Here is a 13,520-nt window from a genome sequence, read left to right as displayed (position 1 = left end):
CACTTTTAAGTGGGTTTTACTATACTATAAGCTTAATAATATTTGTTGTATGTCGTGAAAAGAAGGAAAAGTTAATATTACAAAAACAATCAATGATCCATGATAAGAGCTTTACAACGATTGATGACGCTAGGCTATATTGGATATTAAATAAGGTTGGAATGCGAACTGATATTTATGAATTTGCAAAGAAATTGTCTGAATGGAAAGGTTTGAAAGAAAAGTATAACCGTAACTCTCAAATTAACTGGTTAAACTATATTTATGATCCTCAATCAAAACCCAGAATTCTAGCTTTATTAATTGCTTTTATTTCTTTGTTTACGGTTGTTACGATGAATACATTTGAGATTGAACCATTCTCAGTAATATTTAGTTTTTTTGGTCTTAAGCATATCTTAGTAGAAGAAACATGGCTGATTCTATTCTTAATATTTTTAATATACTTCTTATCTTGGCAACTAATATTTATAGGTCATATTTTTAGTAGAGGTGCAACGCACTTGATAGGCTTACTAAACAGAGATAATCTTAGTGAGTTGAAATTTAATATTTTAATAAATTTTTTACTTGATAATATCGACTTAAAAAATGAGGATAGTTTTAATTGATTACTTCAGCTTAATCAACTTAAGGGTTCTTATTTCTATTTAAACTAAGGCGTGTTGAGCATTCAAAAATAGTCTCTGTAAGGGCTAGGGTCGAATGTTCAACACGCCCTAAATAATTTTGCTTATCTTTTAATTCAACTGCAATGACCCTTTCGCATTCATCAGCAGCTCAACCACATCATCACCACTGATCACTTCAAAGCGCTTGTCGATGTCTGATTCTTCCACGCCGTTGTGCTTCATGCAAGCGCCGCAGACCAATACTTGACCGCCTTTTTCGATAAAGGCTTCTAGCAATTCGCCCGCAGGTTCAAATGGCGCGCCAATATTGACGTTATCTAATGCGTTCGGTAATGCCAAATGTACCGCATCTACCATTAATATCACTGAGGCAGAATGACCTTTTTTGAGTGCGACACCTGCCATAGTGAATGCTAAAGTGATTTTACTTGGATTTGATTCACTATTATCAAATAACGTACCGACATAATCCGTCGTGTTAGCCATATTATTCTCCTTATAAGACTGTTTTAATTAAATAGTATTTAATTGAGCTGAGTATGATGCTCACTACTATCCTAACATTTAATATATGTATTTATATAATGTAGTGTTAGGAAATAGTAGTTATAAGGTTAACTGATTGTGAATAGGTGTTTGTGACTTATGAATAAAGCTGAATAATAAATGCTAACTTTGCGGTGGCCACGGGCGATCAGCATCACTGACGATCCATTCTGCCACATAGCCACTCGGTGGCAACTGCCAATCTGCTTGTCCCAATGAGGCTAGTACACGTGCTGTTTCTATCACCTTACCTTTTTCAGTCACGCCCGTCCGCAGTAGAGCAGAGGAGCAAGGTTTGCCCTTTACCCACATCGACTGCTCGATATATATCCAACGCTCATCGAAGCCGACGATATGCGTTTTCATGGTGACTTTATCAAAAGCGCGAATGCGTTTGCGATATTGGATGGTACTGCCAGCGACAACCAAACCCCAACGCTGCTTGAGCAGTTGACGCCCAAGTCCGCTACGCACCGCGAAGTCAGTACGACCCATATCAAAAAGGGTAAGTACGCGACCATTATTCATCTCCAAGAAATTATCAATATCCGTCAGACGACAGCGAAAGCTAATCTCACTCGTATCTTTAAACGTTAAGGTATTGCCTTTTTTGACTTGTAGCGCGGCGTGGGCGATGGTGCTGGCATAACGGATAAATGGATACATAGTGCAATCTCAAAGAGTAAAAGGTAAAGTGAGTATTTTTATTTTAGGGCTTATTAGATGCTACACCGATATGATTAAAATAAGCGCTGACAGTTTCAGGTATCCAGTTGATATCAAATCTTGATTTTTTATAAAGATGCGGCGATTTGTCTTTATCCGAGCGATAACGAATAAAACCCACATGCCCGCCATGCTCAGTGTCTAAAATAGTGACACTGTTAGACACATCATTCGGCGTGGCGGTAAAACCAAGGAAGGGGTCGTCTTTGGCACTAATGAGTAACAATGGCTTCGTCACTTTTATCAAATAAGGCAGGGCTGATGAAGCTTGATAGTAGTGATTGTTAGAGCGGTAGCCATGACGCGGTGCGGTAAAGATATCGTCAAAGTCACTGATGCGATTGACCGCTTTGATCGAGTCGATCTCTTCTTTGCTGATGTCATTGGCTAAGGCTTTTTTGATAATCGGGTTGAGCAAATAAGGGGTGTAAATTCGATGACTCAAAAAGCTGTGCATACTAAGCGCCGCCGATGACATATCGACGGGAGCGGAGATGACCACAGCGCCTTGGCAGATTGCTTTATCACCATATTCGCCCATGTATTTCGCCAAAGCATTGCCGCCCAGTGATACCCCAACCGCATAAATATTGGCGTACTGTTGACTTAGGTTTTGTAGCGCATGATGCACCTCATCGGTATCACCCGCATTATAAAAAACTCGTCCATTCGCAGGAATGCCGCCACAACTGCGGAAGTGCGCCACCACAAAGTGCCAGCCTTGCGCATGTATTTGATGCGCCAAAGCACGTGCATAATGGCTGTCGCTGCTGCCTTCCATTCCATGAAACAGAACGATTAATGGCGTTTGCTCACGCTCGCCATTTTCTACGGTGTCGATAGGATGCGCATCATAAAAATCATAAGCAATATCACTTTCATCCAACGAGTCTTTTTCGACCACACGACGATAAGTAGGCGCTTTAGGGGCAAAAAACTTAGGCAAGATGCTTTGTAGATGCGGATTGGTCAGCCAAAATGGGGGTTTAAAAGGCGCTGGAGAGAAGGGTTGGCTCGGTTTTGAAGTTGGCGTATTTGAGGTTGGCATAAAGGTGTCTTATTTAATGGGCGTTAAAATCATCTTTAACAATCAGTGCCTTATCATACCCATGGCAGTTATCAAAACCAATAAGATTTAGTGAATGCTCAGTGAACGCATGATTACTCATTCACTTTTTCCGACGCATCTAATACGCGCCCATCCATCGCTAGACGTTCTTTTAAATGGTCGATATCTGCCTCAGCAATCGTCACGGTCAATGTCACTTGTTTACTATAAGCGACATCATCGATACTGCCATTTAAACTGTCGACCACATAGCGGCATTGTGCTTCGGTCGCAAACTCTGCCAATATCTGCACTTGTACCATTGGCACATAAGGGCTTAAATCCATCTCATCGACGACCGCTTGCGCTGCGCCTGCATAAGCACGGGTTAGACCGCCTGCGCCCAGTTTAATACCACCAAAATAACGCACGACGATGATAATGACGTTACCGATCGCTTTATGCTGCAACACATTTAATATCGGGCGACCTGCCGTACCATTTGGCTCGCCATCATCATCAAAGCCCGCACTGGTCGTGTTATTGGGGTCGCCAATAATGTACGCCCAACAGTGGTGACGCGCATCGGCATATTGTTGACGTAGTTGTTCCACGTGAAACATTGCCTGTTCACGCGAGGTTACAGGATAAGCGTAAGCAATAAACTCGGATTTTTTAATTTCTAAGCGCGCAGTGACAGCACGTTTTAGCGTTTGATAGCTCATATTTCATCAGGTCTAGGTTGGATATGGTAAACTTGTCTAACTTTCACTGTCGTCCATATTGGGTGCAGTGTTCATTTAATTTTTTATTATAGTACCACTTCTGACCCATGAAGATAGCGGACAAGCTCAGTGCGAGTGCTGGTGTCGTTAGCTGCTACGGTAAAGTAGGTATCATCAAACGAATGGTAGGCAATATATGCGTCTAGATAAATTTTTGAGTAAAGCCACTGAGCTTTCGCGTAAAGAATCCAAAAAAATTCTGCACGCTGGTGAAGTAACGGTAAATGATCAGGTCATCAAAGACCCAGGCGTCCACGTCGATGTGGTCAATGACGACGTGATTTGGGCAGGCGAGCCATTATCGGTCGCTGCGGGCAGTCGTTATATTCTATTACATAAGCCTGAAGGCTTTGAATGTACGCTGAAAGTGAAAGAGCATCCTATCGTCACTGAGCTGATAGCGGTGCCAGAGCTTGGCAGCTTGCGCATTGCAGGGCGTCTCGATGTTGATACGACCGGCGCATTATTGATGAGTGATGATGGTAAATGGTTACACCGTGTCACCAGCCCTAAGCATGAACATGCCAAAATTTATGAGCTGACTTTAGCAGATGCGATGGATGAAGCGGCGCAAGCCAATGCCGTCAAAGAAGTCGCTGAGGGCATCCTTTTAGAAGGCGATCACGAAGAAACAAAACCTGCGGTTCTCGAATTCATTGATGAGACCCATGCGCGTTTGACGCTTGAGCAAGGTAAATATCATCAAGTAAAACGGATGATGGGTTACTTTGGTAATAGAGTGGTTGAGCTGCATCGCGCTAGTGTCGGTCATATTACTTTGGAAGGATTAGAGAAAGGCGACAGTCGCTTTTTAACACCTGAAGAAGTCGCTAAGTTCTAAGTTTTTCATCTTGAAATGAACTCGCAAGCACTTCTTTACAATCAGCAGCCACTTCACGTGTGCTGCTTTTTTTGACCGTAGTGTTTGACCATGGTTTTTAATTGTAGTTTTTATCTATCACTTTCACCCTGTTATGTCTCGTGTGCACACTGTGTTGCCTATCTCTTAAAGCTCAGTAGCAGTTTTGCAAAATTGAGCCGTTAAACCTTTGCAAAAGTATTCCTTGTGCTAAAGTCTGCCTATCTTTTTTTAATCTATTTTTTTACATAATATCGTTATCTTTATGAAAAGTAGCTATTTTTAAAAACCGATATTGTTAGAAGCGAGTATTATTAGAAACAGCTATTCTTAAGATTGAGTGTTGTTAAAATTAAAGGTTATTAAAAATCGTTGTTACTGAAACGCGCTGTTTTTGTTAAAACCAGATAGGACTGTCTCTGTGAAATCATCTCTATTAAAATCTGCCAGTTTAATTGGTGCCATGTTATTGGCAACCACTGCTTGTGCCCAGTCTAGTGATACTACGGCTACTAACCAAAAAGCGAGCCAGAGTACTCAAAATACAAAAGCTGCTGGCACTGTTAGCAAGTCTGTTGACAGTCGATTGCGCCAATTGCTCACTCAGGCAGGGATCAAAACACAAATTAGCTCTATTGTGCCGTCCAACTTACCCAATATGTATCAAGTCAATTTGGCGGGGCAGTTGCCTTTGCATATCACTGAAGATGGCAAATATGTCATTCAAGGCGAGCTACAAAAGAATCCAAGCAAGCGTGTAGTTACCAAGACACCAGAGCGTAGCATCAGTGCGCAGGCAGGCAAACCTATCAGTGCGAGTGTCAAAGCTGATATATTGGCAAATATGGATGCGCTGAAAAATATGAGCACTAAGACGCCGTTCTTTTATACCGCAGTGCCAGGCGTGATTTGGGGTGCGACATTAGAAGGCGTGCCTTTTTTACTATCGGATGATGCACAATATATTACTGATGGCGAGATTTCGGTCATCGAAAATGGTCAATTCATCGGACTCGATGAGCAATTTGAGAAGCGTAAAAATCAGTCTGTGTTTGCGACTTTAGATGACAGCCAGCTGATTAATTATCCAGCGACCGGCCCTGAGAGAGCGGTTATTTATGTGGCCAATGACGTTAACTGTCCTTACTGCCGCCGCTTGCATCAACAGCTACCGATGCTTAATGCCAAAGGTGTGACGGTCAAAACCATTGGTTATCCGATATACGAGCAGTCCCCTGAGCAAATGCGTGGGATTTGGTGCCAAGGTGACGAGGACAGCCGCCGTAAAGCTTTTGATAAAGCAATGTTGCAGGGTGAGATGACACCTGCACCAGCAAGTTGTACAGCCGATCATGTGACGCCCAATCGTGAAAAAGCAGCAGGGCTTGCGGTGATGGCAACGCCTGCTATCTACCGTGAAGATGGCGTGCTGTTTCAAGCGAGCTTTGAGAGTCCTGAGTTTTTAGAATTTTTGGGCGTACAGTAGCTCACACAGATGTTTAATAAAGTTATGAATAAAAAATGTGTTAAAAGATGATATTCCTTAAGATTGATAAAAAAACCGCTACATAAGTAATTTATGGGGTGGTTTTTTATTACCTCTAAGCGTTAGGGATAGCAAGTCTATTGTGGCAACACGATATCAACGATTTTCCAATCAATTAAGCCGTTACGCTGCATCTCGATGGTGAGCGGATAACCTTTCACCTGACCGCTAATAGTGAAGCAATTAATACCACAATAGCCCAATGTTGGCTTGTCACTGTCCGACCCTTGCGCTACCTGTTGCTCCAGTTCAGCGGATTGTTTTTCCATGATTTGCTGCATTTGGCTTTTGACCACTGCATCCACATCACCGCGCTGGATGATAAGATTTTGAATCAAATTTTTGAGATCGACCTGATTACTGGCGATTGCCCATGCAGCGGCCAGCTCTTTGGTCGCGGTATTGGCCTGACCTTGGGTATTGATGACTTTTTCGATATTTTGTGGCGTGATAGCACCATTCACCGCCTGCGTGATAAAACTATTAGCGGCTTGGGTCAATGGCTCGCCGCCCAACTCAGCGACCAATGGATAATTGGCCATAGTCGCCGTAAACTGACTGGTTAGTTGGTTTTGGATGCTAGGTCGCACTTGCTCATAGTCGATCGCTGCTGCGATGGTCGCGCCGTCTTTGGCATCGTAGGCATTTTTAAGCTGATAAGCGCTGTAATAGGGCGAGCCTGCATAGACAGCGACGGCAATGACGATTAATAAAATAATCAGCTTCTTCATAAAAATCAAACCCTTATCGCAAAACAAAAACGTAATGATAGGCAGATTTAATACTGGTAAGTATAAATCTAAAACCCCAAAAATATAGCGATAAATATTAGCATGGCTGAGCCTTTCTAAGGTATGAAAACCTTTGTTCATTCCTTAATAAAACCTTTTTGTATGGCCAAGCGCACTATAGTGGATACTTTCCCTGCCTAAGCGCTTGATAAATCACCATAGCATCTCCATAAATAGCGCAAACTTTTAATAATTGATTTGGCTAAGCAGCATCCCGCCGTATTCGCTTGTAAGATTCATAGCAGTATCACCTCTTTTCTCTCACTATTTATGATGTTTCATGTGAAACCTTTGAGTGCCATAGTGAGTCGTATTAAAGTGGTGGTTGACTAGAACTACTGAATCGACTGTCCGGTGGACTGTAAAGACGATAGGAGAGCCCATGAGTAAGCGCGATTTTTATGAAGTATTAGGTGTGAGCAAGACCGCTGAAAGCAAAGAAATTAAGCGAGCTTACCGCAAGCTGGCTATGAAATATCACCCTGACCGTAACTCTGATGATCCAGATGCTGAGGATAAATTCAAAGAAGCATCGATGGCTTACGAAGTACTAAGTAGCGAAGAAAAGCGCTCTGCTTACGATCGCATGGGTCATTCAGCCTTCGAAAATGGTATGGGTGGCGGCGGCTTTGGCGGTGCAGGTGGTGGCAACTTCCAAGACATTTTCGGTGATATCTTCGGCAACTTTGGCGATATCTTCGGTCAGCAGCGTGGCGGCGGCGGTGGACGTTCGCGCCGTGGTTCTGATTTGCGTTATGTGATCGAGCTGACTTTAGAAGAAGCGGTACGTGGCTGTAAAAAAGAAATCAGTTTCACAGCGCCTGCGCCATGCGACACCTGCGATGGTAAAGGGGCAAAAAATGCCTCTGATATCGTGACTTGTCAGACCTGTCATGGACAAGGTCAAGTGCGTATGCAGCAAGGATTTTTTGCCGTGCAGCAGGCTTGCCCACATTGTGGCGGCACTGGTAAACAAATCAAAAATCCGTGCTCTGACTGTCACGGTAATGGCGTTAAAGACAAATCACGTACGCTAGAAGTGTCTATCCCAGCGGGTGTTGATGATGGTGATCGCGTCCGTCTAGCAGGCGAAGGTGAAGCGGGCGGCGCGGGTGTCCAAAACGGCGACTTATACGTTGAAGTACGCGTAAAACCGCATAATGTCTTTACCCGTCAAGGCGCTGATCTATATATGGATGTGCCTGTGAGCATCACCGATGCAGCATTGGGTAAAGAGGTCGAAATTCCAACATTAGATGGTAAAGTAAAAATCAAGGTTGCAGAAGGCACGCAAAGTGGTAAGTTGCTACGTGTACGCGGCAAAGGCGTGACGCCAGTACGCACCACCATGAAAGGTGATTTGATTTGCCGTGTGGTGATTGAGACCCCAGTGAACTTAACTCGCGAGCAAAAAGACCTGTTGCGCCAGTTCCAAGATACGCTTGACGGTGATAGCAAGCATCAGCAGTCGCCACATAAGAAGTCATTCTTTAAAAAGATTGGCGACTTATTTGATTAACTGAGTTGTTTTAATCACCCGTTTGGTTGAATGATTAGATACAAAACCCCCAGTGTTTCATGTGAAACACTGGGGGTTTTTATTGACGCTATAAAAAACCATTCAGGGGGTGATATTTGCTAAACTTAGCATCATAACATTTAAAACCTTTCTTATTAATATAGAGCTTTTAGGGTAAAAATATGAGCCAACAGAGAACAGCGCAAGAAAATACAAATAAACAAGCCATCAAAGTCGGGGTGATTGGTGCGGGTGGTCGTATGGGGCGTATGCTAATAGAGGCAATACAAGACAACTCGCAAACGACATTAAATGCCGCGATAGAACGTCAAGGTTCAAGCCTTGTTGGTGCAGATGCTGGCGAAGTCGCCGCTATCGGTCGCTTAGAGGTACAGATTGTCGATGATTTAAAAGTTGTCATTAATGACATCGATGTACTCATTGACTTTAGCTTGCCTGATGCCACTGAACAAAATATGCAGATTTGCGCGGTAAACAATGTCGCGATGGTTATTGGGACGACAGGATTCAATGAGCAGCAAGAGCAAGTATTGGCAAAAGCCAGCGAGAAAATTGCGATTGTCTATGCTGGTAACTATTCAACAGGCGTTAATCTGTCATTAAAGTTGCTCAGCATGGCCGCGAAGGCATTTGGCGAGGATGCCGATGTAGAAGTCATCGAAGCACACCATAAGCATAAAATCGATGCGCCATCAGGCACAGCATATATGATGGCAGAAGCCGTGGCAGAAGCTCGTGGACAGAATCTAAAAGACGTCGCTGTTTATGGCCGCGAAGGACAAACGGGCGAACGCAAAGCAGGTACTATTGGTATTCATGCTATTCGCGGCGGTGAAATCATTGGCGATCATACCGTGATGTTTATTGCCGATGGTGAGGTGGTTGAAATTACCCATCGTGCCCGCGCGCGTATGACTTTTGCCGCGGGTGCCGTACGTGCCGCGACTTGGGTTATCAAACAAGAAGTTGGGCAATATAATATGCAGGACGTGTTGGGTTTGAATGAGTAAGGCAAGATTTAGATAATCTACTTATAAGCGAGATGGCAATGACAGATAACGCTAGTATCACTATTAAAAACTTTAAGAGCTATAAAGAAGCCACCTTACCGCTGTCACCTTTGACTTTACTGATAGGGGCGAACGCGTCAGGTAAAAGCAATGCTATTGAAGCGTTTCGTTTTTTAAGTTGGGTGGCTGGTGGTGAGCGCTTATCTACGCTCAAAAATAGGGTTAACGATAGTGATAAAGTCGTTCGGGGTAGTATTAGAGACTTGTCGTTCAACTCAACAGAACAATTCGCACTACTATTTAAATTTGAAGCAGGTTTTGAATATGAAGGCATTTTTGAAGTAAGCTCAAACAGTATCGAACTTAGGAGCGAGATTATACATTTACAAGAAAATAGAGTTGTTATATTACAAAATTTGAAGCCTCCTTATTTTTCGCAACTTTCAGAGCTTCATAATATAGATTTAATAAAAAAAATAGATGAATTTGCAAAAGGTAATACTGGCCTTGATGGTTTTATAAATTCTCAGACAGATGATAAAGTTACTTTTTACAAAACTAATAATAGCGACATATCTGCATTTCTTATGATTGATACATTCATAACCATGAAGAAGAAAAAGCCTTGGACTAATTTTAATGTTATTCGCAAGTTTTTACAGCAATCTTTTTTCTTTGATTTTGTACCAAATAACATGCGTATTGATAGTATTTCAGATAACATTTTAAGACCAGATGGCTCTAATATCGCTGGAGTTTTATATAATATCTGCGAAGAAGCAAAGAACAAATCTAAGTTATTGTTATTAGTTAAAAGCTTACCAGAACAAGATATTCTAGATATTAAATTTTACAAAGATCATCGTGATCGTATTGAGTTTGCTCTAGTTGAAAGCTTTGGGAGTACTTCTGTTGAACGTACAATGGATTTACTATCAGACGGTACGTTAAAAGTATTGGGCATTGCAGCTGCCCTCCTTTCTGTGCCAGAAGGTTCAACAGTAGTCATTGAAGAGATTGATAATAGTATTCATCCCACACGAGCGCATATTATTTTAAGCTTACTGCGTCAGTATGCCGAAGAACGTAAACTTAATTTGTTACTATCGACGCATAATCCTGCGCTAATGGATGCCCTACCAGATGAAGCCCTCGCAGATGTTGTATTTTGCTATAGAGACCCGCAAGAAGGTGATAGCAAGTTGATGCGCTTAGGAGACTTAGATGATTATCTTGGCTTAGTCGCTCAAGGAACGCTTGGCGACTTAGTTACTCAAGGTATTGTCGAGCGCTTTGTAAAACATCCAATCACATCAGAGCAGCGTAAAAAACAAGCATTGGACTGGCTAAATCAGCTACAGGGGGCTGATTAGATGGCAGATATTTGTATATTAGATACCAGCATAATATTGAATATATTGAATGTTCCTAATAAAAATCAGAATAGAGTTAAAGTTATAGATGAGTTTGAAACCTATGCTGAATCGAACTGTCGATTTATTATTCCTTTAGTAGTGGCAGTAGAAGTCGGTAATCATATCAGCCAAAATGGCAATGGAGATACACGCCGAGAAATTGCTAAACAGTTCGTTGATATGATGCAAAAAACGTTTGATGGTAGCTCGCCATTTGAGATTAGCAATTTTGACCTAAAGTTAGAATGGCGTAATTGGATTAATGAGTTTATTGATAAAGCTGGACAGAATAAAACGCCCGACAAACCCAATGAAGGTATGAGTTTGACAGACTTGTCTATTATCAAAGAGTATGAAGATATTCAGGCCAAGAACAAAGCAAATAAACGTAAACACGTAAACGTATTTATTTGGTCACTTGATTCGGACTTAATACATTATGGTCACTCCTACTAAAGCAATAAAAGTAGTTCTACTAAGCGTTATTGTGTTCTCAACGCTCAATATCTCAGCACAAGCTGCAACTTTTCAAACCTACGTCATAGACACTTATGGCGGTGATGCATTATTACCTGCTGTTCGTCAGCAGCTAAATACCAGTCGTGACGGCGGTACAGTTACTACCTATCAAGACAAGTTAGTGTTGCATACGACAGCCGCTAACTATCAGGCGGTACAGCAGTTATTGACTCAGATTGACGGTCAGCCACAGGCATTGACGGTCGCTGTGCGTGTTGGCAACAATAGCAGCGTCCAAGGTAATATTCAGCAAGGGCAGGTCATTATTAGCAATCGTGGTATTCAAGGGTCAGGGATTATTCATCAGAGCAATAGCCAACAGCAAACAAATAATTTATACCAAGTACAAACCTTGTCAGGTAGTGCCGCCAGCATCAGTACAGGGACGCTTTATGCGCTGAATCAAACCTACGATGTAAATAGTTATACAAATTATAAAAGTCCCTCAGTACAGATTGTCATTCAGCAGCAGGTATTGCTACCAACGACGCAAGGCATCACGGTTACGCCAAGATTATTACCGACTGGTCAAGTCGAAGTAACATTGTCACAAGTTGAAGAAACACTCGCACGCTCTTATTCGTCTTCTCAGAAAAATAGTAATCATGCCATTCAAGGTCAACGATTAGACACGACCATTATTATCCCACGTGGTCAATGGGTAACTATCGGACAAATCTCTCAAAGTAGCCAAAATCAACGCGCAAGTTATGGTAGCAATCGTGCCATTGATAGCACTAAAAACACACCAATTTGGATAATGGTGCAGTAGCCTTGCATCGATTACTATTATCTTTGATATAAAAAAGCGCGATACTATAATGAGCAGTATCGCGCTTTTTATCGACAATAATCTATTGCAGATTAGTCAACGTAGATCACTTCCAACGGTGGAAAACCATTAAATTCAATAGATGAATACGAGTTAGTATACGCACCCGTGGTCAACCAAAAGATTTTATCACCAATCTCCAGCTCTTCTGGCAATTGATAGCCCGCTTCTTCATACATGATATCGGTCGAATCACAAGTAGGACCTGCCAGTACTACAGTGCCTTTGCTAGTTGATGTTTCCATCTTAGGCGTATAAACCGGATACTTGATGGCTTCACCCAAGGTCTCGATTAAGCCTTGGAATAAGCCCACATCGGTATAGACCCAACGCGTCAAATCCGTGTGCGACTTACGCGAGATAAGCACCACATCACTGACCAATACGCCCGATCCACCAACCAATGAACGACCTGGCTCAAGGATAATCTCAGGCATGTCCTCTTCACTATAGTCGTCTGTCAAATAACGAGTGATCTCTTCAGCGTAGACTTTTATAGGGTTCACTTCACTGATATAGTTGGCTGGAAAGCCGCCACCCAAATTGATCATTTGTAGCTTAATATCTTCTTCGTTTTTCATCCAGTCAAACATGTATTTGACCTTGGCTAGCGCATCATCCCAAGCGGCAACGTCTTTTTGCTGACTACCAACGTGGAATGAGATGCCATAAGGCACTAGACCCAAATCACGAGCTTGAATCAACAAGTCAATCGCCATATTGGGATGACAACCAAACTTACGAGACAATGGCCATTCAGCGGTCTCAGAGCCTTGTACTAAGATACGCACAAAGATTTTTGAACCAGGGGCGTGCTTGGCAATATTTTTTAGATCCGCTTCTGAGTCGGTCGCATACAAGTCAATACCTTTTTCAAAGGCATATTTGACATGCTCCGCTTTTTTGATGGTATTGCCATAAGAGATACGCGATGGCTCAACGCCGCAGTCTAGTACGCGATCAAGCTCATAGATGGAAGCACAATCAAAGTTCGAACCAAGATCAGCAAGCAAGTTAATCACTTCAACAGCAGGACTGGCTTTCATTGCATAATGGATTTTAGCATTGGGAAAAAACCCAACCATTTCATGATATTTGGTTTTGATACGGCTAAGGTCCACGACCAAAAATGGCGTCTCGCGACCTTCAGCAGCTTGAGTGAATTTCTGCCAGCCGGCAGGGTCAAAATATTGGTCAATTTTGATCATGGTCATGGTAGGAAACCTTTAATAAAGACAGTAGGTGTTAAAGAGTAAATGCTCGCATCACGT

At 42.4% G+C, this 13,520-nt stretch carries 14 protein-coding genes; 8 read left to right on the top strand and 6 right to left on the bottom strand.

Annotated elements, in window-relative coordinates; genetic code table 11:
* A partial coding sequence (locus tag B2575_RS08655) for a hypothetical protein (protein WP_296241301.1) occupies nt 1-611 on the top strand: 611 nt, incomplete at its 5' end.
* A 129-nt stretch (nt 612-740) separates the two neighbouring features.
* Here the strand turns inward: B2575_RS08655 and B2575_RS08650 are convergent.
* From B2575_RS08650 to B2575_RS08635, 4 genes are all read right to left on the bottom strand, one after another.
* Nucleotides 741-1,118, bottom strand: a complete 378-nt coding sequence (locus B2575_RS08650) for a DsrE family protein (RefSeq protein WP_296241298.1) — start codon at nt 1,116-1,118, stop codon at nt 741-743.
* Between the two features lie 183 nt (nt 1,119-1,301).
* Entirely contained in the window at nt 1,302-1,844 is a 543-nt protein-coding gene (locus B2575_RS08645) for an acyl-CoA thioesterase (RefSeq protein ID WP_060490140.1), read from the bottom strand.
* A gap of 43 nt (nt 1,845-1,887) precedes the next feature.
* On the bottom strand, nt 1,888-2,952 hold the full coding sequence (locus B2575_RS08640; protein ID WP_296241293.1) for a YheT family hydrolase: 1,065 nt from the start codon (nt 2,950-2,952) through the stop codon (nt 1,888-1,890).
* A 113-nt stretch (nt 2,953-3,065) separates the two neighbouring features.
* Entirely contained in the window at nt 3,066-3,677 is a 612-nt protein-coding gene (locus tag B2575_RS08635) for a YigZ family protein (protein ID WP_296241292.1), read from the bottom strand.
* A gap of 196 nt (nt 3,678-3,873) precedes the next feature.
* Here B2575_RS08635 and B2575_RS08630 point away from each other — a divergent pair, with 196 nt between their 5' ends.
* Both B2575_RS08630 and B2575_RS08625 read left to right on the top strand, forming a co-directional pair.
* A complete protein-coding gene (locus B2575_RS08630; protein WP_045442943.1) occupies nt 3,874-4,578 on the top strand; it encodes a pseudouridine synthase in 705 nt (234 codons plus the stop codon).
* Nucleotides 4,579-5,017: 439 nt separating this feature from the next.
* Entirely contained in the window at nt 5,018-6,082 is a 1,065-nt protein-coding gene (locus B2575_RS08625; RefSeq protein WP_296241290.1) for a disulfide isomerase DsbC N-terminal domain-containing protein, read from the top strand.
* A gap of 137 nt (nt 6,083-6,219) precedes the next feature.
* On the opposite strand, the gene B2575_RS08620 is transcribed toward B2575_RS08625, so the two are convergent.
* Nucleotides 6,220-7,014, bottom strand: a complete 795-nt coding sequence (locus tag B2575_RS08620) for a DUF2939 domain-containing protein (RefSeq protein WP_227697785.1) — start codon at nt 7,012-7,014, stop codon at nt 6,220-6,222.
* Nucleotides 7,015-7,315: 301 nt separating this feature from the next.
* On the opposite strand from B2575_RS08620, the gene dnaJ reads away from it, so the two are divergent.
* From dnaJ to B2575_RS08595, 5 genes are all read left to right on the top strand, one after another.
* The gene (gene dnaJ, locus B2575_RS08615) at nt 7,316-8,452 is read left to right on the top strand and encodes a molecular chaperone DnaJ (protein ID WP_087814909.1); all 1,137 of its coding nucleotides are present in this window, start codon (nt 7,316-7,318) and stop codon (nt 8,450-8,452) included.
* Nucleotides 8,453-8,634: 182 nt separating this feature from the next.
* On the top strand, nt 8,635-9,483 hold the full coding sequence (gene dapB / locus B2575_RS08610; protein WP_296241283.1) for a 4-hydroxy-tetrahydrodipicolinate reductase: 849 nt from the start codon (nt 8,635-8,637) through the stop codon (nt 9,481-9,483).
* Between the two features lie 38 nt (nt 9,484-9,521).
* On the top strand, nt 9,522-10,856 hold the full coding sequence (locus tag B2575_RS08605) for an AAA family ATPase (RefSeq protein ID WP_198331004.1): 1,335 nt from the start codon (nt 9,522-9,524) through the stop codon (nt 10,854-10,856).
* The gene (locus B2575_RS08600; protein WP_198331005.1) at nt 10,857-11,354 is read left to right on the top strand and encodes a hypothetical protein; all 498 of its coding nucleotides are present in this window, start codon (nt 10,857-10,859) and stop codon (nt 11,352-11,354) included. It abuts the gene before it with no gap.
* Nucleotides 11,338-12,189 carry a hypothetical protein gene (locus B2575_RS08595; RefSeq protein ID WP_296241276.1) on the top strand — a complete coding sequence of 284 codons (852 nt, stop codon included), beginning with the start codon at nt 11,338-11,340 and terminating at the stop codon, nt 12,187-12,189. The genes B2575_RS08600 and B2575_RS08595 overlap by 17 nt, the downstream gene beginning before the upstream one ends.
* 92 nt (nt 12,190-12,281) lie before the next feature.
* On the opposite strand, the gene B2575_RS08590 is transcribed toward B2575_RS08595, so the two are convergent.
* Nucleotides 12,282-13,457, bottom strand: coding sequence for a type III PLP-dependent enzyme (locus B2575_RS08590; RefSeq protein WP_296241307.1), 1,176 nt, complete (start codon nt 13,455-13,457; stop codon nt 12,282-12,284).
* Between the last annotated feature and the right edge of the window lie 63 nt (nt 13,458-13,520).

This window comes from Psychrobacter sp. UBA6739 (assembly GCF_002453835.1).
GTDB lineage: Bacteria > Pseudomonadota > Gammaproteobacteria > Pseudomonadales > Moraxellaceae > Psychrobacter > Psychrobacter immobilis_A.
This window is presented reverse-complemented; position numbering and strand designations above follow the sequence as displayed.

Bases quoted from the DNA above. Each gene is read 5' to 3' on its own strand.
- B2575_RS08650 (WP_296241298.1), bottom strand. From the start codon at position 1,118: ATGGCTAACACGACGGATTATGTCGGTACGTTATTTGATAATAGTGAA.
- B2575_RS08645 (WP_060490140.1), bottom strand. From the start codon at position 1,844: ATGTATCCATTTATCCGTTATGCCAGCACCATCGCCCACGCCGCGCTA.
- B2575_RS08640 (WP_296241293.1), bottom strand. From the start codon at position 2,952: ATGCCAACCTCAAATACGCCAACTTCAAAACCGAGCCAACCCTTCTCT.
- B2575_RS08635 (WP_296241292.1), bottom strand. From the start codon at position 3,677: ATGAGCTATCAAACGCTAAAACGTGCTGTCACTGCGCGCTTAGAAATT.
- B2575_RS08630 (WP_045442943.1), top strand. From the start codon at position 3,874: ATGCGTCTAGATAAATTTTTGAGTAAAGCCACTGAGCTTTCGCGTAAA.
- B2575_RS08620 (WP_227697785.1), bottom strand. From the start codon at position 7,014: ATGAACAAAGGTTTTCATACCTTAGAAAGGCTCAGCCATGCTAATATT.
- dnaJ (WP_087814909.1), top strand. From the start codon at position 7,316: ATGAGTAAGCGCGATTTTTATGAAGTATTAGGTGTGAGCAAGACCGCT.
- dapB (WP_296241283.1), top strand. From the start codon at position 8,635: ATGAGCCAACAGAGAACAGCGCAAGAAAATACAAATAAACAAGCCATC.
- B2575_RS08605 (WP_198331004.1), top strand. From the start codon at position 9,522: ATGACAGATAACGCTAGTATCACTATTAAAAACTTTAAGAGCTATAAA.
- B2575_RS08600 (WP_198331005.1), top strand. From the start codon at position 10,857: ATGGCAGATATTTGTATATTAGATACCAGCATAATATTGAATATATTG.
- B2575_RS08595 (WP_296241276.1), top strand. From the start codon at position 11,338: ATGGTCACTCCTACTAAAGCAATAAAAGTAGTTCTACTAAGCGTTATT.
- B2575_RS08590 (WP_296241307.1), bottom strand. From the start codon at position 13,457: ATGATCAAAATTGACCAATATTTTGACCCTGCCGGCTGGCAGAAATTC.